The organism is Marinobacter sp. EVN1 (assembly GCF_000475375.1).
In the GTDB taxonomy this organism is placed as follows: domain Bacteria; phylum Pseudomonadota; class Gammaproteobacteria; order Pseudomonadales; family Oleiphilaceae; genus Marinobacter; species Marinobacter nauticus.
Window position 1 is genome coordinate 39,124 of the sequence record NZ_AXCB01000013.1, and the last position, 17,869, is coordinate 56,992.

Consider the following 17,869-nt stretch of genomic DNA (forward strand, 5'->3'; position numbering starts at 1 on the left):
CGTCCCCCCTAATTTTTTTGTTCTTGCCTGATAAACGTCACCTCAAAGGCCTTGCTAGACCGAAACTGCTGCAACCGGTTGGCAAACGCGAAGACTTCATTCATCTCATAGTGCTGAAAGATGTCCAGCCCTCGATCCAGTGAAATCTTCCAGCCGTGATCTGTAACGATATGACGGGCGTGAATGGTGCCGCTTTCATCAAACTCCCAGGTGAAGTCGATGCCCACGGTGCGAGCGGATTCCTGGATCTTTTCAAAACTCTCGTCTTGTAGGTCACCCTTGAACTCGTCCCGGACGGTGACGAGGTGAACCGCCACTTCATCTTCCTCGGCCTTGTTCTTCACGATGGCTTCGAGAAACTCCATGAAATTTCGGACCTGGTAGAAAAGCCGGATGTAGGGGTCTGTGACGGTGATCTTGCTGGCGCCTTTCAGGTATGCGCCAAACAAGCCGTCGAATGAGATGCCTTTTTGGTTCTCCTGGAAGGTCAGGTGTTTTTCCTCCAGCGCAGGCTCAGGGGCGCGGGGCTCTTTGGGCTCGCCACCTTTAACGTCTGCTGCTGGCTCGGGCTCTAATCCCCCGTCATCAGGAGTAGACACTGTCTGATGGTAGTAACCCGGGTACTCTTCTTCCTCAAGTGTCGTGACCAGTATTTCCTGGCCTTCCTGGTCCTGATAGGAAAATCGGACTTCGCCGTAAGTAGTATCAATCCGCTGTAACTGGTCCTTGACCCGCTTGCGCCCCTCGATGGCAAAACGCAGCACTTCTTCAACCTCATCCCTGGTTGCTCCGCCCTGGGGAAACAGGATCTTCATCAAGCCGGAAAAGGTCTTGTTGATACCGTCCCGGTCACGGGTCGAGATATCAGAAGAAAGGGTAAAGTGCTCCCGGTACTGATCGGAATAATCGTAGTTCCGCATCGAGCGCAGGATTTCTGCAAGGTAGTCCACCACGAAGCCATAGCCGTCGGAGAACATCTCGCCCCGGATGATATCGACCTCCCACCCGGGGATGTAGAAGTGGATTCGGTCCAGAAAGGCAGAATCGTAGAACTTGTCCGGCAGCTCATCGAACAGGTCCGAATGCTTCAGCATGTAAGGCACGGTATGCCGGGTGTTCCCCACGAACACCATGGACGCCTCGGCGCCCAGGGTTTCCACGCCACGGGAGAAGGACTTGTTGGCCATGTAGTTCTTCATGATGTCGACGAGGGCCTTGTCGACTCTTTTCTGCTTGCCGGCGAACTCGTCGAAGGCCACGCAATCCCAGTAGCCCACCAGGCCGATCTTGCCGCTGGAGTTATTCACAAACAGCTTGGGTACGGTGACTTCACCACCGGACACCAGAATCCCGTGGGGCGAGAATTCGGAGTAAACGTGGGATTTACCCGTCCCCTTGGGGCCAAGTTCGATTAGGTTGTAGTTCCGCTCGCAAAACGGAATCAAGCGGAGCAGCTGGGTTAGCTTGCTGCGCCGACCGAACATCTCCGGGTTAAAGCCGATACTCTGGATCAGCAGGTCAATCCACTCATCGGTGCTGAACTGCTGCCGCGCGGCAACGTAGGCGTCGTAGTCGAAGTGAGATAGCTGAATCGGCTTGAGGGTGGACAGAATCCAGGGGCTGACGTTCTGGTCTTCAGAAAATACGTATTCGATGTCCGCAATGCACCAGACGCCGCTTACCAGCAGTTTGGGGTGGGCCTTCACGGTCCCAGAATCCACCAATACCTTCTTGATTCCCAGGTTGGAAAACTGCGCCTCGTAGGCATCCGTCTTCTCATTCAGGGCCACGCTGATCTTGTCGATGACCTTGTAGCGCCCCTTTTCCTTGATATTCGAGCGCACCAGTCCGGCCTCGTTCCGGTGGACATAGTGCTTGGCCAGAATCTCCTTGACCGTCTCGATACCTGTCTGAATCGTAGCCTCGTCGTTAGTGGCGCAGTATTGGCCGAGCAGATACTCCAGCACGTATGAGGGAACGATGGCGTTGCCCTTGACCGTTTTCACCAGGTCTTTGCGCACCACCAGCCCTGGGAAGTGTTCGTTGATCTTTTGGTCAAGCGTGCTCATTAGCTATAACCCTCAGAAATCAAAATCGCTGGTAAAGGACCGCCGCATCAAATACCTGAGCGACTTGTATTCCTTGTAGTGGGAGGTGCCGGCGTGCTGTTCTTCCAGCTTCAAGAAGACCTCCTGGCCGTTGGCCTCATCCGCCTTGCGGCTGAGCACAAAGCGCACCTGAAGCTCCCGCTCGCGGGGGTTCTCCGAGGTCAGGTCGAACGACAACTCGTGATTGTCCGAAATCAACTCCCCTGACTGGGTGTAAATTCCGGCCCGCAGGTGGCGAGGCTGTACTTTCTCGGTAACCGGTCCGGACTGATACAAGGTGACGGCCAGTTGGCCGGAAGTGATCACCGAGCTGGCCCCACGCAGGATGTCCACCTCAACGGCGCTGACATCACTCTGGCGCTTCTTGTTAACCTTCAGGACTGGAATCACAACCTCCTGAAGGGATGCGCCGCCATGCACAAAGCGGCTGCCAGAGCCTTTAAGACGCAGCCGGTTGATGGACTTGGGAATCTGCACTTCCATATCGCCATCCAGCCCAAGCTGCTCAGACGAGAAGTGATGGAAGGCCGGAGAGGCGGACAGCCCCTTACCCAGCACGAACCGACGGTCCCGGTAGCGAATATCATCGCCAGAAACGGCATCGCCCAGGAAATCACTCTCATCCAGCTCACGGTTCTGGTAAATAAAGCCATGGTCAGCGGTGATCAGCAGGTTATTGGCGTTGGCCGCCGTGAGCTTCTTGATCAGTCGAATCAGGTCATCCAGGGTTTGTTCTGCGGCTTCAAAGGCCTGCCCCTCTGAATGCATCTTGTCGCCGGTGTGATCGATGCGGTTGTGGTAGATGTACAGCACATCATTACCCTTGAGCAGCTCACGGCTGTCTTCCCGGTTGAGCTGCATAAAATCCTCCGCCTTGACGGCCTGGCCCCGACCATCCAAGGCGGCCTGCAGGATTTTGGTACGGTTGACCGTGCCCTGTGAGCTTTGGCCATCCACCAGTACCGTACCGGTATCGTTGTCGGCGATTGCCAGGGACTTGTTGGGCAGTAGCGCCGCCATACCGAGCTGGGTATAGCTGGGAAGGGTCGAGAGTGCCGGTTCAAGCTCCGCGCTGTAGCGATCTTCCTGCCGGATAAGGCCCAGCAGCTCATCACCAATCTCATAGCGCATGGCGTCGGAAATGATCACGCAGATCCGTTTGTCCTTGCACAGGTACGGGCGAACCCAGTGCTCGAAAAAGGCTGTTTGCTGAACGACCGGATAGGCCTCCCAGCGCGGCGCGGCATCCACGTGAACCTGGAAGCCGTCGCCCAGCTTGAGCAGGTAGTTGTTGGAATACAAATTCTCCACCTGCTCACTGAGATCGCCCATTAACGATGCCTGGCCGGACATGCGCACATGGTAGGTAAATTTGCGGTAGAGCTGATCCAACTGGAACCAGGAACGGCTGTATCGCTGAACGCCGTCGGAGAGGCTGTCCATGGTGAGACGAGCCTCACCGAGCATCTGGACAAAACGGGCCGCAAACTCAATGGCTTCATACAGGTGGCGGAACTCCCCGTACCAGTGGCCCTGGCGCCGCTGCCGTACCCACAATGCCACATCGCCACTAGTGACCGTGCGGCCTACCACCGCCCGCACCAGGTCACTGATAATCTTCTGGTCGATTAGCCGGAAGTAATCCAGCTCAACCAGGTCCCGGAAGTCCCGCTTACCCAGATCCTGCTCAATGCCCAGCACCTCGGCACACTCGGCAGACAGGGTTTCAAACCCCTGCTCGAACTGCCGGCTGTCTTTCCAGCGCTTGAGGAACACCAGGGCGTCGCCGGTCAGTTTGACATCGCCATCGGTACCCATGGCGTAGCAGGACTTGAACAGCTCGATCACGAAATCGCGCAGGCTGGGTTCACTGGCCTCGTAGCCGTAGAAACGGGTCAGTTGCTCCCACAGGAAGCTGCCCAGACCACAGCGCTCAATCAGCCGGATGCCATCATCACGGTCTTCAGCCAGTTGCTGCAGCAGGGTTTCCACCACCGAGTCCATACGGGGCTCGCTACCGGCACACACGGCCAGCATCTTCAGGCGCAGCTGGCCGGCGGTATCGTCCGGCTTCAGCAACTTCTTCAGTGCCTCCTTGCGCTTGATCGCCTGAAAGAACTCCGTATGGGCCTGAGCTATCTCGGCGAACTCCAGGCCCAACTCCAACTCGGACAGCCAGATGGCCACCTGGTCGGTCCGGAACTCGCCGTGGGCCAGCTGTACGTCCAGCAACCAGTTGTCCAGATCCTCCGGTTGTGGCCCTTCTTTGTACAGCAAGAATTTCTGTTCCGGTGCCTCCCGCAGGATGCGATGTTTCAGGCCGTACTCGTTGTTGGCGATCTCCAGCTTCTCCACGTCCGGAATGGAAACCGCCTCGAAGTCACTGCGCAGCTCTTGCTTGGTGTCGTACCAGAACACAACCCGGTGCTTATCGAAAAGCCTGCCCAGCGCATAATTGATTTGCTGGCTCATTCTTTGCCCCCGAGCTTCTCCAAGCGCGACACCCACTCATCAAAGTGTTTGCATGAGGCCCGCAGAGCACCGAGGCCGATGTGAGCCGCAACCGATACCCCTGATGTCACCTTGTCGTACTCCGGTATCTCTTTGAGAATTCGTTTTGATGGCGCTGTTTCTCGACCGTCATTGATGAGCTCCGGATTTTGGGAGCCGACCATCTTCACTAGATTTCCAATTGGCTGGTCGTGCTCCAGGTACTCCCAATCCAGCTTGGCCGGGTCAGCCAGAATCAGGCTTTCAAATTCATGCAACTGGATATAGGGAATAAAGTTTGGCTTGTTCATTTCATTGCCAAAAGCAGCTTCGAGCCGTTCGATCCTTTGATAAGGCTCCAGCCGTTCCGCCTCGTCAAATCCTGGGAAATCGTCTGGCAAGGCATATAAATCGAACATGCTGGTAAACCAGCATTCCTGGTTGGCGTCTTCCTTCATCCAGGTTTCGATGTCTGCTTTTGCCTTCTGGTAACTGATCAAGCCACCCCGGTATTCTTTGGCTGCCCGTTTGTCCTTGCTCGTTAACACACAGCGCGCGTCGGTGTAGACATCAAAGTGCGCCAGATGGGGTGTCAAAACCTGGTCGACGAAGGCTTTCTCGGTCTGGCCCTCTGCGGTTATGTGCAGTCGAATCACGGCTGCCCTCCCAACACATTTTTCTCCCAAAGCTCCGAGAGGCTGTACCGTTGCAACCATTCACCCAGCGCCTCCGCTTCCAGACGGTGGAACGAGCTGGCGCCGGTCTTTGAATCGCGCTCCACAATCACAATCTGCTCCGGCAGGAATTCATCCACCAGCCGTGTGGACTGGGTGGCCAGGACCACCTGCGTTTTCTGGGATGCACGTTTGATCATACCGGCAAGCTCAAGCGTGGCAGCCGGATGCAGACCCAACTCCGGCTCATCCAGAACGATCACTTTTGGAAGCAACGCCGGTGGCTGCAACAGTAGTGTGGTCAGCGCCATGAAGCGAAGAGACCCGTCGGAAATCTGATCCGGACCAAAAAGATAATCCTGGCGGTAGGTATCAGACCAGTTCAGTCGCACGAAACGGTCATTGCCAGGAAGGGTATCCAGTACGAAGTCGTTGAACTGCGGCATAATCTTGCGAATATGCCGGACAATTCGTTCGTAGTAAGGACGATAGCTGTCCGACTCCTTCAACATCTTGAGGAAGGCCGCGAGGTTGCCCCCATCGCTGCGCAGGTAGGACACATCATCAACGTACACCCGGTCCTTGATTCGGGCGGTGTCGGATGTGTCGTGAAACTGGAAGGTTTGTATGCCTCTGAGCAGACCGGTAAGCACTTTACTGGTGGGCCGATCATCCTGCCCCAGATCCGCTTCGGGGCCACCACTGGACAGAAAGTATTCCTGCGGTCTGGGGTGACCGGCCTTGTGATAGCTTACCTGTTCACCGCTGACGAACAGCCGGTCCGGCAACCCATACGATAGCTTTACATCGTAGGAGTCCGTGGTGCTGTCATCTTCCAGTTTCACGCTGAAACTCAGCGATTCGGTCACCTTTGGGCCATAAAACAGAAGCTGGCTGACGCCCTGCCTGCCAACGTACTGCTGCAGAGCACCAGTGGTCATAAATCCCAACAGCCGGAACAGTGAAATCAGGTTACTTTTCCCGGAGCCATTCGCCCCCAACAGCACCGTGACATCGTTAAAGGCAATACGCTCGTAGTCGTGATTGCTGATGGATTTAAAGCCTTTAACGGCAATTTCTTTCAATTTCATAGGTAGCCCTCCTTCATGAGCGACCTGGGATATTCATGAGAGGCCTGGGAAATTCGATTACTCATGCGGCGGCATAGTCCCCAAACAGGTATTTGATGGTGGTCCAGAACTCACCGAAACGGCCGTCTGCTCCCATGGTTAAGTAGCCCGACACGAACTGACCCAGCTCATCATGGCTCAAGCTATCATCCAGGAAAGGCTCAATTGCTCCAGCTCTCAACTCATTCAACTTGGGCAGGTCGAGGCCCAGTCGGGTAATGGTTTCACAGGCCGCCCGGTCGTTATTGTCAGCAGGTTTAATCCAACCATCACCTTCAAAACCAAACCGGGGCTCACAATTCGCATCCAGCGGAGATATCAACAGCTCGGGGTCAAACCAGTCGCCTTTCAGGTTACCGCAGTGACGGGGCTCACCCTTTCTGATCTGATTCTGGCAGGAGCACAAAAGATTGCCGTAATCCAGCGGATCCACAGTCGGGTCACTCTGAGGCTGAAAGTGTTCTATGTGGGAATCGCCCTCGGTTAACCGGCGTTCACAATAGCAGCAGATGTAACCCTGCTCCCGCATCAATGATCTCTTTACCGAGGCTTTGGGCTCACCCCTCAGGTCGCCATAGGTAGGCTGCCAGTCTTCATTGACATTGGCCAGAGCCTTCCATTGCGTAAAAACTTCAGGTTCGTGGCGCTTCTCCACATACTTCATCGGCCAATCAGCTCCTTGCGTTTGATCAGCACCTTGGCTTTTACCAGTTCCGGATCTTCGCCAATGTCTCGTTCCAATTCAGCAATGCCTTTTCTGGCAGTATCAAGCTCGCCATCATTGATTTGCCCGTAAATAGCTCGAAGAGCATCTTCCACTTGGTCAGGGCGTGTGGTCTCAAGGCCCATCAGATCTTCAAGTACCCTGTCCACCGTCTTCCCGTAGGACTCATTCGGGCGAACAATCTCCAATTCCCCGGCATCTGTCATGTTCATAAGGAACAGATTCTCCGGTTTCACATGGGTAATTACATGCGGTGAATGAGTGGAGATAAAAAACTGACAGTTCGGGAAAACCGCCCTCAAACTGGGCACCACCAGGCGCTGCCATTTCGGATGCAGGTGCAGATCAATTTCATCGATCATCACAATGCCATCTCCCAGCAGCGGATCTTCTCGCTCCGGGTTGGCTATGGCCATGCGCCTGGCAAGGTCACCAACCATCGCCATCAAACACTTTTCGCCATCAGAAAGCTGGTTTACCGTCAGCCGCTGGCCTTTCTTCGTTACCTCCATCCGCAGCGGTTGCCGCCTTACGGTCAGGTTTTGGAAATCCGGCATGAAAATCTCAAGGGCCCGCCGAACCGCCGTTAGCTGAGGATCCGGGAACTGGAAATCGTCCGGCTTAATCAAATCGTCTTTGTACTTGCGGTTCTCGTTCTCAAGATCTTCACGCTCCCGGAACCATTCAAAGAAAGTACGGAAGTTGGCCCCACTGGTTAGCGACTCCTCATAAGCAGAAAGAAGCCCAAACTGATGCTTTTCCCGGATACGCAGTGGAATATCCAACACAGCGCGATTCACCGGGTAGTAAGCAAACAAGGGGATGTTTACCTTCCCATTGTGCTCGGTGATGCCCGCTTGAATACCCTTGGCCGTTTCGGATGCAGAAATCAGAACAGAGGCCAGGTCCTTTTTGCTGTACCCCTTACGCACCTTCGCCAAGTTCCAGCCGAAGTAAGTACCCTCATCACATAGCTGAATGGCCAGATTGGCAGAAGATTCACCATTTCTGATATCGGATTCTGCAATCGGACGCCCAGATGCACCCGCATGCTTAATCCGGTTCGCCAGCCAGGACAGCATGATGGCCGAAGCATCCAGAATGCTGGATTTGCCCGCGCCATTCATACCGACAAACACATTGAGCTTGTCGTCCAGATCCAGCGGTAGATCTTGAGCGCCACGAAAGCGCTGCAAGGTTAGTTTGCTGATATGCATGCCTGTGCTCCTAGCCAGAGAGGCCGGTAATCTTCTTCAAGGCGCTGCCAAACTTCGGGTAGTTGGCTTTTACCCCGTCATCGAGATCGATTTCTACCTGTTCGGTAGCCAGAGGGTAGAGCACATCCCGCTCGTAGTCATCCAGCTCGGCGAGGGTTTTGTTGATCTTCTCGATCTCTTTCAGGGCCTTGGTCTTCTCACCCTGGGAGGCCCCGGCGCTGATACTCAGGGCCTCCAGATGGTTTTTCCGGGCTTTTAGCTTCTCGTCTTTGAAATCCCGAAGATACTCCAGCACCGTGCCCACGGTGTGAGGCTGGTAGCGGTGCATGTAGATCAACGCATTGAATGAGCCCTTGGGTGAGGAGAACAACCAGTAGATGGGCCGCTTCTTGTAACGGCGCACGTGGTCGTTATAGAAGTCCTTCAGGAAGTACTTGCGAATATCTTTGCCCAGTGCCTGCTCGACAAAGCGGAGGTTTTTCTCATAGTGCTCTTCGCCAAAGGCGATGCGCAGGAATTCACGGAAGCGTTCGGTGATGTCGTCGGTGAACCAGTCGCCATCGAGCATGGGGATGACATTATCCTCATCCGCCGGGAAGCTCGGCTCTGGGATCTGCTGAAGGTAGTCCTCGATGGTCTCTCCCTGGTTGGCCAGGATCAGCCCCGGTTTGTCCAGCGCGTAGCGGCCGAACACGCAACCCACTGCGTAGGAGATAAGTTCAGCCATAGTGTCCGCGAGCAGGCGGGTTTCGCGTTCTTCCTCAGACCCTTTCACCCCATAGCGATAGGCCGGGTTGCAGGTGAGTGTAATCTCTTCAATCGGAACCTCGGGGGACAGCTCATCTTGCAGACCATAGGCTTCGATGAAGATGCGGTTGTTCTCTTGTTCAAGTCGCTGCATCTCATTCGTCATACCCTGCCAATGGGCGCGGACAGCGGCATAGGTGGCCTCCAGAGTCTCGGCCCGTTGATCAGGTGAGAGCAGCGGGAGCGCGGTGAAATCCCACGAGGTTTCGTAAGCGTCCCAGTCGGATTTCGCAATTTGGATAATCTGTCCGACGGAAGACTTTATTGCGCGATGTGATGCCTCGGGGAGCTTTAGCGGCAGCCTCCCCAACCCAGTAAGGCGAAAGTCGATTGTCTGACTGAGCATTCCGAGTAGAAAACGTGAAATGGGGCCGTTTAGGAAAGCTTCAGCAACAAGTAATTCATCTGAACTTCCAAAAATGGAAGGAGCCGTCGAGTCAAACGTCTCGCCTGGGGGCGAGTGTCGGATAGCAAAGTCCCCTGAGCTTACACGTGTCCACGATGCGGCTTCTTTTAGAAAGAACTGCTTCCCACGCATTGGGGCGCCCCGATACTCAAGTGGAAGGCCGTGATAAGAGTGTATTTCTTGACCTACCTCACCCCAGTTAAGCGCATACTCACCGTTTCCATACCATTTTCTGAAAGGGCCACCTTTACGATGTTTTTTCCATTTTAAGGCAGTCGGCTTTTCTGATACGTTCCTATCAAATGAGGCATCGCCGACTTCATGCCAAAGCCTTAAAAATCTTTCGTTATCGCCAGTATTAATGCCTTCTCTCAGGTTTAACTTCTGACCAAGATAAGCACTCTCATCGTCGAAGAGATCAACGATATTGTCTGTTGCCCAATAAGCAATCGGATTACCCGGGATCTTTCGGAGTTGATTCTGAGGAATTGAATACTTCCCGAGCTCTTGATTCAAGAAGAGGTTTTCGATCTGTTCGGGAGAGCGAACCTGAACATGACGATCGAAAAGACGTCTGTAAGTTCCGGTCGTTCTGACGTCAGGTTTCTTGTTATGTATTACGAAGCTGACAGTCCCAAAGTCGGAGCCGAAGATACCACGTCCGAGATGGACCAGAGACTGAATAGTATAATTTTCAAGAAGCTTAATTCGCAGCTTTTCAAACGACGATATGAACATCCATGAGGGGAGGTTTATCATTCCCCAAAGTCCATTTGGCCGGGCGAGGTGGCCCGCTCTCTCCATGAAGCAGGTCATAAGGTCAGCTTTACTATCTGGGTAATTCGCCTTTACAAATCTGACAAGTTTGGGGTTCAGGCCTGTTGCGTTCGCATAGGGAGGGTTAGCCACTACCACGTGGTATGTTGGGCTCAGATATTTAGCCTGTCTCAGTGCCTGCAACACCTTCTGGTGTGTCTGACTCAGGAACAACTGTCCCGCCACGTCCTTGGCTGCCAGTATGGCCAACATGTCTTCCACATCCGTCAGGCCAGGGCGAATGAGGGAGCCGAAGTTATCGGACTCTTCAAACTGACGAAGGGTAGTTTGCAGCGGCGCGGTAAAGAGGTCGCACCCGACAAACTCCATGTATTCCTTCAGCTCGCCTTCGTCGAAACGTATATTTTCCAGCACACAAATATTGGGCTGAACTGGCTTACGAAAGAACCGACGCTGCTTGGCACGTGCCTTCATGGTTAGAGCAAAAGCGGCCAACTCACCGGCACGCTCATCGATTTCAATGCCATACAGGTTATGAGTCAGGATCTTGGCCGAAATATCGGCAGGTTCGTAGCCTTCCTCCTCGTAAATGGCATAAAGAAGATCGAATGCATACGTCAGCATATGGCCCGAGCCGCAGGCTGGATCGCAGATCTGGATTTCCTCCGGGCTGCTGATGCGTAGGAAATCCGTCTCGGGCTCTTCCGGCTTGATGTAGTAATCCATCTGCTCGATCAAGCCAGAATCAGGGCGGTTGAGCATCCAGAGGCGCCCCAGAGAGTTCTCCACCAGATACCGAACAATCCAGTGCGGCGTGAACAGCTGAGTCGCCGCCGGGATATTCTCGGGAGTAACCTTCTTGTTCTTCTTGAGATCAGCAAATACCTGGTCTTTCTTCTCGGAGATATAGAACTGATACAGCCAACCGATTACCTCAACATCTTTACAGACATCCGGCGTCATGGCTTCGCGGGTATAGGCCAGAATCGAGTTACCCGATAGAAGATCATCCGGCATCAAAAGCTCGGTGTAATCGTCAATGCGCTCGAACAGGAAGGGCATGGCGCTGTACCAATAGTTACAGGCGGCTACGACCAGCAGGCGATAGGCTTCCCCCTGCGGATCCTGACTGGGTGTTTTGCCATCCAGCAGGGCGAAGATCTTTTGACGGGTTGGCTCCGACACGATCTCTTCATCGATATGGCCCATCTTGGCATCCGCCAGGATCTCGGGCTGAAACTGCCCCTCGGCGGGCGAGACCACGCCGATGCGGTTATATCGGTTCACGTCCATAAACCGCAGGGCTACGAGCCGGTTGAACCAGATATACGCCACCCGCTCGACAACCTGCTCTTTACCCTGCTCGGCTATCGCCTCTTCCAGCTTTTTGATGGCCAATGGGCTTTCCCGCCGGGCGGGGCTTTCTTCGGCCAAAACCAGTTTTAGCTTGGCGCCGACCTGTTCAATCAGGCTGCGGCGGGCGAACTGGGCGAATTTTCTGAGTTTTGCGGTTTCCATCGATTCATGCCTTGGTTTTGATCGTGACCGAGCGATATACGCTGACGCATAAATGAGCGTATATATTTACGCTGAGCGCATAAATTAACGCACGCGCTTGTAAATAGCCCCTTTACGCTCGCCTATTTGCTCGATTTCTCCCCTTTTCTTCAATCTGGCCAACAACTTGTAGGCTTGATCCGGGCTGATATGGCACAGCTCAACCACGTCAGCACGTTTGATGCTGCCGTGCATATCAATAAAGCTCATGACCATCTGCTCTTGCTGGATAGGATCAAACCCTGCCTGGCGCACATAGGCGGCCTTTTGCCCCGCCCCTTGATATACCTTGGCGCTCAAGGTGTAGGTGCGGCCCTTGCCGGTTCCGTGGGCTTCCACCATGCCGGCTTCTGCTAGTTTTTCCAGGGAGCCCCGGACCACGGTTTCGGGCTTTTGCACGGATCTAGCCAGGTCTGCAGTTCTTAAGCGCCGTTCATTGCGCAGCCGGGACAGAATGATCAGGCTATCGATGGGCATTTCAGTGCCAGTCTGTTCCTCGCGCTCGACGATCATGAGCAGGAATTCGGCGTCCGCATCCGCTGCGCTCATGCGCACAGATACGGTGTGAGCGGATGACATGGAGTAGTCCGGTGCAGTACGCCCGTAGCGGAGCATGCCCTCGAAGATCCGGTCGATACCCCGGCCCGTGCGTTCGGCCAGGCCGATGCGCTTGATGATGTCGGCCAGCAATGGGTTACGGGAGCGGGGATCGGCCACCAGCAGGTTGTCCAGATTCACACCTTCTACAAACCCACCCGGGTTACTGATGCTCAAACCGTCATCGTCCAGTTTGACGTGTACAGCGCCCAAAGCACTGTAGTCGCGGTGAACCAGGGCGTTTACGAAGGCTTCCCGGAAGGCCCGGCGGTCGAAGTTGGGGATGGGCACGCGAAACAGTCCGACCTGAATCTCCTCTTCTTCCACCCGGGCGCGGAACAGTACCTCGACCTCCTCGAAGGTCTCCAGCAGCGGTTTGCGGTAGAACTCATTGACCAGCACATCGGTACCGCGCAGCACCTGGAATGCTACCTCGTGGGAGGGCAGGTGTTGTCGGAGCTGCATGTCGCTCCCCAGCAGCAGCAGCCCTGCCACGGTGGGGTGACGCTGGCCTCCCACGTTCACGGTCAGCCCCAGGGCGCCGTCCAGCTCATCATCCGCCAGGGGCGTCAGGCTCTGGTCGCCGCCGTATTTCTTGATGGCGTTGCGGATGCGGATCCGCTGAATCGGGTCCAGATCCTCAACCGCCAGGTTTTCCACCGGCAAGGCCGAGGGGTCCGTTACTCCCAGGCTGGACTGGCGCTGAACAAACTCATGGGGGTAGAAGGGCACGGCCTCCGGAGTGCCGTCCATTCTCAGGCGCCGACGTTGCAGCAGGCCATCCGAGGTGGACACCAACTGCCGGGACTTGGGCACCTGGATCCTGGCAATAGGTTGCCCTTCCAGCTCCAGGGCCTCAACGCGCACAGCCAACGAGGGAATGGTTTTGTTGGCAATCAGTGCGGGCAGGCCAGCGAGGTTGTGGTGGTTGGCATGCAACCCTGTCGGGGTGCCATCGTCTTCAACGCCCAGGAACAGGTCGCCGCCCTCGGTGTTAGCAAGGGCCACCACCGCGGCCACCAGATCCCGGTCTGGCAGGCTTTTGACGTCGCTCTTGAACTCGACGGCGAGGCTTTCGCCGCCTCGAATGAGCGCCTGGATTTCCTGTTCGGCTTCGTGCATGGCTATCCCCAACATCGACCGGTTAGACGGTTCGGCACGCTTAGATCTGGACCTTGCGGCCTTGCTGGATTTCAACCAGCAGGGCCTCGCGCAGGGCATTCAGGTACCGGTCCACATCACCCTCGTTGGCCAGCCAGGCCTTGTCGAACGCGACACGGAGGTTGCGGGTGTGAACGTAGTCGGCTGCCGATTCCTTGACCTCGGGAGTCCCCCCGTCACTCTGGTCTTCACTCTGGCTACCTGGGTGCTGATCGGGGTCGTCTGCCGGTGCTGATTTCTGATTGGCCAGCGCCACCATTTTGCCCAGCAGCTTCTGGTAGCCCTCTTCTTCAAAGTACCGGGTACGGTCCTTGATCACGGCAATCAGGCGCTCCTGCCCGATGTAGTCGACCAGATCCCGGAACGGTTTGTTGAGCTCATCCTGGCGTGGTTCCGGCAGGGACTGATATTCGTCCATACTTTGCATGCGTTCCTGCATGGTCTTCAGGGAGGTTTCTGCCTGAGCTCGGGTTTGCTGCACTTTCTCGTCGATGCGCTCCTGCAGGCTATCCAGTTGGCCCTTGAGCTGCTGAATGCGATTCCCTTTGTAGCAGTTGGGGTCGTTCAGGATGGTGCGGATCTGCTCGATCTCGTCCCCGGACACATAGATGAAGTTGGGCTCCTGGCTCTGCAGGAAGGACCGAGCCTGGTTGTAGATGTCTTTTTGTGAACCGCCCATAAACTTGCGGATGGGGTCGATGACATCCTCTTTCAGGTCCAGCAGCTGGTCTTCCTGCTTGCCCAATTCCGTCAGGTGCCAGGTGTAGGGCTTTCCGGCGACCTCTTTCAGCGTCACCAGGGCAGGTTTCAAGGCATTGAGAAACGGGTACTGATCGACCTGCGCTATCCGCCGATCCAGGTCGTGGTACATGTCCTGGAAGGCGTCGCCGGCCTCTTTACCCAGGGCCTTGGCTTCGCTGCTGCGGGGCGGGCTGTCGAAGAAGTCCTCGTAGAACGACTTGAGGGCTCGGACCTGAGAGGCGGTGAACTCAATCTGTGGTTCCAGCACCACGTTGCCGTGGCCGTGAGTGTTACGCAGGGCGCGCTCCAACTCGCTGTCCTCCAGGATGTTACCGTCGAGACGAACCTCCACCTTGCCACGGGCACAAAGGTTGGCCAGCGTGCAGAGAATCGCGGCGTAATACCAGCCGTAGGGTTTGCGTTCGAACTTTTCCAGCAGGCTCTTGAGGGTGGTGCGGACACCGCCCCGATTGTTGCTCTGAATGAATGCCAGCACCTCTTGCTCGGATTCCGCCAGGGCCGTGGCGTCATTACCGAAAAGGCCATCGTCTGTGCGGTTGAGGCAATTGCTGATGTCGTTTTCCGTGTAGGAAACGCCGCGCAACATGCGGAGGTTGGGGTAAGCCCGTGAAATCAGCTCATGGAAGCCCCGAATAATGCGGGTCTGGGGGTCCTCATTCGCCACTTCCACATCGGCGCCGCCAATGAGCAACTTGGACTTGCCAATGAGGGTCTGAACCTGCTGCCGGAGCCTGGCCTCGCGCTCACGGTTCTGAAAGCCCTTGTCATTCAGGATCCGCTTAACGGCTTCCTGCTGGGTAACGGAAATGTTCTGCTTGATGTACTTCTCGGTGCGCTTGAACATGAGCAGATCGCGCACCAGGCGCTCGTCCGACGGCATGAGCACGAACAGCTCGTCCGCCTTGTAGGTCGAGGCTGTGCGTAGCATCTGCTCGTTGTCAGTATGCTCGTGGAACGGGCTGATGACATTGATCGAGAGCTCGTATTCACGCCCATGCAGACGATCATCCAGTTTGCGCGAATAGGAGTAGTCCTGCCCCTGGTTTTGGGAGGAGCCGGCGTCATAGCGGATTTTGCGCTGTTTTATAACAAAGTCGAAAACGATCTTTTCCAGCTCGTCCGCAACGTCCGATGACTCAACCTCTGTGTTCTTGATCTCCTGCTCGACGTCCTTTTCCTCGTCCGTCAGGTACTCGTACTGGTCGCCGTTGCGCTGTATGTAGGTCTGTTGCTCCAGAAGGCTCAGGGCTTCTTCGACCTTGGTGCGAAGTGCCGGCAGATCCTGATCGAAGGCATCCAGCATCAGCACGCAAAGGTTGCGCACCGTGGGCTTGAATTCCTTGACATATTTGACCAGGAACAGGGCCTTCAGCAGCCGGATGGCGAAGGCATTATCGAGGTGGTTCTCGGCCTGAATAATCGCCCGCTGTATTTGTGATTTCAGTGCAGAGCGGATGCCTTCAAACATCAGGTCAAAGGTGGCCAGCTGGCCCACCTCATGGTTGCCGATGTGGATGGCCACCTGCTGGAAAACACCCAGCATGGAGCGCTCACCGACGGAACTGTGTTTACCCTCGAAGGCGTTGTGCTGCGACAGGTTCTGGATCGCCGATTGAAACAGCGCGAACTGGTAGGGGACGAAGGGGTAGCTGTGGATGAAGTGGTCCCTGTCCCGGAAGTTCCGGTAGGTGGCCGATCCATCCGCGAAGTCAAACAGGGTTTTGAAGTTGTTCGCCTGTGCGTGATAGACGTCCGACAGCTGATTGACGCCTTCTTCGGTCTTGGTTAGCAGGCGCTTCTGGATGACCTCCGCCACGTCCGCACTGGACAGCTTCATACGGTTATTGAACCGTGCCTGAATTTTCGAGAAGTCGTGGCCCTGCTGCTTGCCCATTTCGCCAACCACGTTTTTCATTTCTTCCTGGGCGGTGACGATAATCCAGGCCCGCCCCCGGCACTTGGTGGCGAGGCTCTCGGCAATGGTTTGCAGGTTGGTCATCAGCTTGGTGTTGTCGGCAATGTACTGGCCAACCTCGTCCACAAAGAAGTTCAGGCGGAACTCTTTGTGGCCACCCTCTTTTGCCTGCTTCTCGATATAGGTGTTCACATTGTCCGCGAAGTCTTCAATTGAAACGCGGTATTCGCTGCGGTACTTGTCCAGAATGCCCGCTGCCGACTGCGGGTCGCCACCGGTCACAGCGGCGTAGGCTTTGGCAATATTCGGGCCTTCCAGAAGGGCTTGCTCCCGGCCTTTCTGCCAGGGGCGACCGGCGATGGCCTCGTACTCGGCTTTGAACTGTTCGTACAGGCCACGGCCGTCCAGATCGCGCTCAAACTGGGCAATGTGCCCTTGTTTGCCGTAGTAGCCGCACATTTCGTCGAAGACTTTAACGAACACGGCCAGAAGCGCATCGATTTGGGTTTTGCTGATGACATCGGCTTTCTGGTCGATGTTGAACAGAATGCTCTTCGCCGGAATTGAGACAGCTCGTTTCAGGTCGCCCCGGAGAATTTCATTCTCACTGCACTTGGGAAGGAACAGGTCCAGGGTAGTAGCACCGTCCATCTCCCGGTTTTCAAGCAGAAGGGCCAGCATCTTGAGGAGGTGCGACTTACCTGAGCCGAAGAAGCCGGATACCCAGACCCCGTTCGCCCCTTCGTAGTTATTGTAGGCGTCCAGGAACTCTTCGAGGCGTTTCTCGACTTCGTTGGTCAGTACGTATTCTTCAATTTCGAGGCGAAGACTGGCTTCATCGTCGGCTTTGATAACGCCTTCAATGGGGCGGTCAACGGGCTTTAGAAAAATATTCTTCAATGTCATTGTACTTTCCCTTAATGATTACGCCTCGAATCGTATCGTCCGCTCAGGCTTCGTAATGAAAGATGTTGAACGCACGGTAGTACTTGTCGTCATGCAGCCTGCCGAACAGATCCAGAGATGCACCGGTTTCCAGCGAGTGGGTATAGGAGCCCGGGAAGAACATCACCGTTGGCTGGTCTTTGGCGGTGCTCTGCAAGTTGTTGAGCACGTTGTGGGAGCGTATGTAGGGGAAGACCTCGCCCACCCCTGAGAGAAACAGCACGTCAAACTCAACGGACTGGAGTTTTGCCGCAATAGCGGGCACCAAATGGGCTTCCGGGTCCAGCACTCCCTGTAGCAGTTCTTTCAGTTGATCCTTTGAGACCGTGGGCTCGAGCTCCAACACCTGCTCCCAGATGTCTCTTTCTTTCAAGATATCGACGGCCAGGTCGTACAGATTGATACTCAGGATCCGGATGCCCGCCTGCTCTAGCCGGTTAACCAACTGCCGCTGAAGACGCTCCATCTCGACCGCCTCTTCAGGCCGGTAGGGGCAGATGAAGAAAGGCACTTCATTACCCAGTCCCTGTTTGTTCAGGAACCGCTGGCCGGAAACCACGCTGAACAGGTGCTGTAGTCGCTCCTGCATCGGCATTTTG

General features: G+C 55.4%; 10 protein-coding genes. All 10 read right to left on the reverse strand.

All coding sequences use genetic code 11. The annotated features are described in order from the left end of the window. Positions 1-8: 8 nt before the first annotated feature. The 10 genes from brxL to Q674_RS26685 all read right to left on the reverse strand — a co-directional run bounded on the left by brxL (position 9) and on the right by Q674_RS26685 (position 17,865). Entirely contained in the window at positions 9-2,069 is a 2,061-nt protein-coding gene (brxL, locus tag Q674_RS26640; protein ID WP_023008347.1) for a BREX system Lon protease-like protein BrxL, read from the reverse strand. A 12-nt stretch (positions 2,070-2,081) separates the two neighbouring features. Further along, positions 2,082-4,580 carry a BREX-1 system phosphatase PglZ type A gene (pglZ, locus tag Q674_RS26645; RefSeq protein ID WP_023008348.1) on the reverse strand — a complete coding sequence of 833 codons (2,499 nt, stop codon included), beginning with the start codon at positions 4,578-4,580 and terminating at the stop codon, positions 2,082-2,084. Then, complete coding sequence (locus Q674_RS26650; RefSeq protein ID WP_022988842.1) at positions 4,577-5,254, reverse strand: DUF4276 family protein; 678 nt, start codon at positions 5,252-5,254, stop codon at positions 4,577-4,579. Before Q674_RS26650 ends, pglZ begins: the two co-directional genes overlap by 4 nt. Then, positions 5,251-6,363, reverse strand: coding sequence for an AAA family ATPase (locus Q674_RS26655; protein ID WP_022992172.1), 1,113 nt, complete (start codon positions 6,361-6,363; stop codon positions 5,251-5,253). The genes Q674_RS26650 and Q674_RS26655 overlap by 4 nt, the downstream gene beginning before the upstream one ends. A gap of 61 nt (positions 6,364-6,424) precedes the next feature. Then, positions 6,425-7,066 (reverse strand): retron system putative HNH endonuclease, encoded by a 642-nt coding sequence (locus Q674_RS26660; RefSeq protein ID WP_022988844.1) that lies wholly within the window; start codon positions 7,064-7,066, stop codon positions 6,425-6,427. Continuing rightward, positions 7,063-8,343, reverse strand: a complete 1,281-nt coding sequence (locus Q674_RS26665) for an AAA family ATPase (protein ID WP_023008349.1) — start codon at positions 8,341-8,343, stop codon at positions 7,063-7,065. Before Q674_RS26665 ends, Q674_RS26660 begins: the two co-directional genes overlap by 4 nt. A gap of 10 nt (positions 8,344-8,353) precedes the next feature. Further along, on the reverse strand, positions 8,354-11,851 hold the full coding sequence (gene pglX, locus Q674_RS26670) for a BREX-1 system adenine-specific DNA-methyltransferase PglX (RefSeq protein ID WP_023008350.1): 3,498 nt from the start codon (positions 11,849-11,851) through the stop codon (positions 8,354-8,356). An 84-nt stretch (positions 11,852-11,935) separates the two neighbouring features. Further along, a complete protein-coding gene (locus Q674_RS26675) occupies positions 11,936-13,609 on the reverse strand; it encodes an ATP-binding protein (RefSeq protein ID WP_023008351.1) in 1,674 nt (557 codons plus the stop codon). A gap of 40 nt (positions 13,610-13,649) precedes the next feature. Continuing rightward, positions 13,650-17,231, reverse strand: a complete 3,582-nt coding sequence (gene brxC / locus Q674_RS26680; RefSeq protein WP_023008352.1) for a BREX system P-loop protein BrxC — start codon at positions 17,229-17,231, stop codon at positions 13,650-13,652. A gap of 43 nt (positions 17,232-17,274) precedes the next feature. Next, positions 17,275-17,865, reverse strand: coding sequence for a DUF1788 domain-containing protein (locus Q674_RS26685; RefSeq protein ID WP_011784100.1), 591 nt, complete (start codon positions 17,863-17,865; stop codon positions 17,275-17,277). Positions 17,866-17,869 lie beyond the last annotated feature (4 nt).

Coding starts and splice junctions, on each gene's coding strand:
- brxL (WP_023008347.1), bottom strand. CDS start 2,069: ATGAGCACGCTTGACCAAAAGATCAACGAACACTTCCCAGGGCTGGTG.
- pglZ (WP_023008348.1), bottom strand. CDS start 4,580: ATGAGCCAGCAAATCAATTATGCGCTGGGCAGGCTTTTCGATAAGCAC.
- Q674_RS26655 (WP_022992172.1), bottom strand. CDS start 6,363: ATGAAATTGAAAGAAATTGCCGTTAAAGGCTTTAAATCCATCAGCAAT.
- Q674_RS26660 (WP_022988844.1), bottom strand. CDS start 7,066: ATGAAGTATGTGGAGAAGCGCCACGAACCTGAAGTTTTTACGCAATGG.
- Q674_RS26665 (WP_023008349.1), bottom strand. CDS start 8,343: ATGCATATCAGCAAACTAACCTTGCAGCGCTTTCGTGGCGCTCAAGAT.
- pglX (WP_023008350.1), bottom strand. CDS start 11,851: ATGGAAACCGCAAAACTCAGAAAATTCGCCCAGTTCGCCCGCCGCAGC.
- Q674_RS26675 (WP_023008351.1), bottom strand. CDS start 13,609: ATGCACGAAGCCGAACAGGAAATCCAGGCGCTCATTCGAGGCGGCGAA.
- brxC (WP_023008352.1), bottom strand. CDS start 17,231: ATGACATTGAAGAATATTTTTCTAAAGCCCGTTGACCGCCCCATTGAA.
- Q674_RS26685 (WP_011784100.1), bottom strand. CDS start 17,865: ATGCCGATGCAGGAGCGACTACAGCACCTGTTCAGCGTGGTTTCCGGC.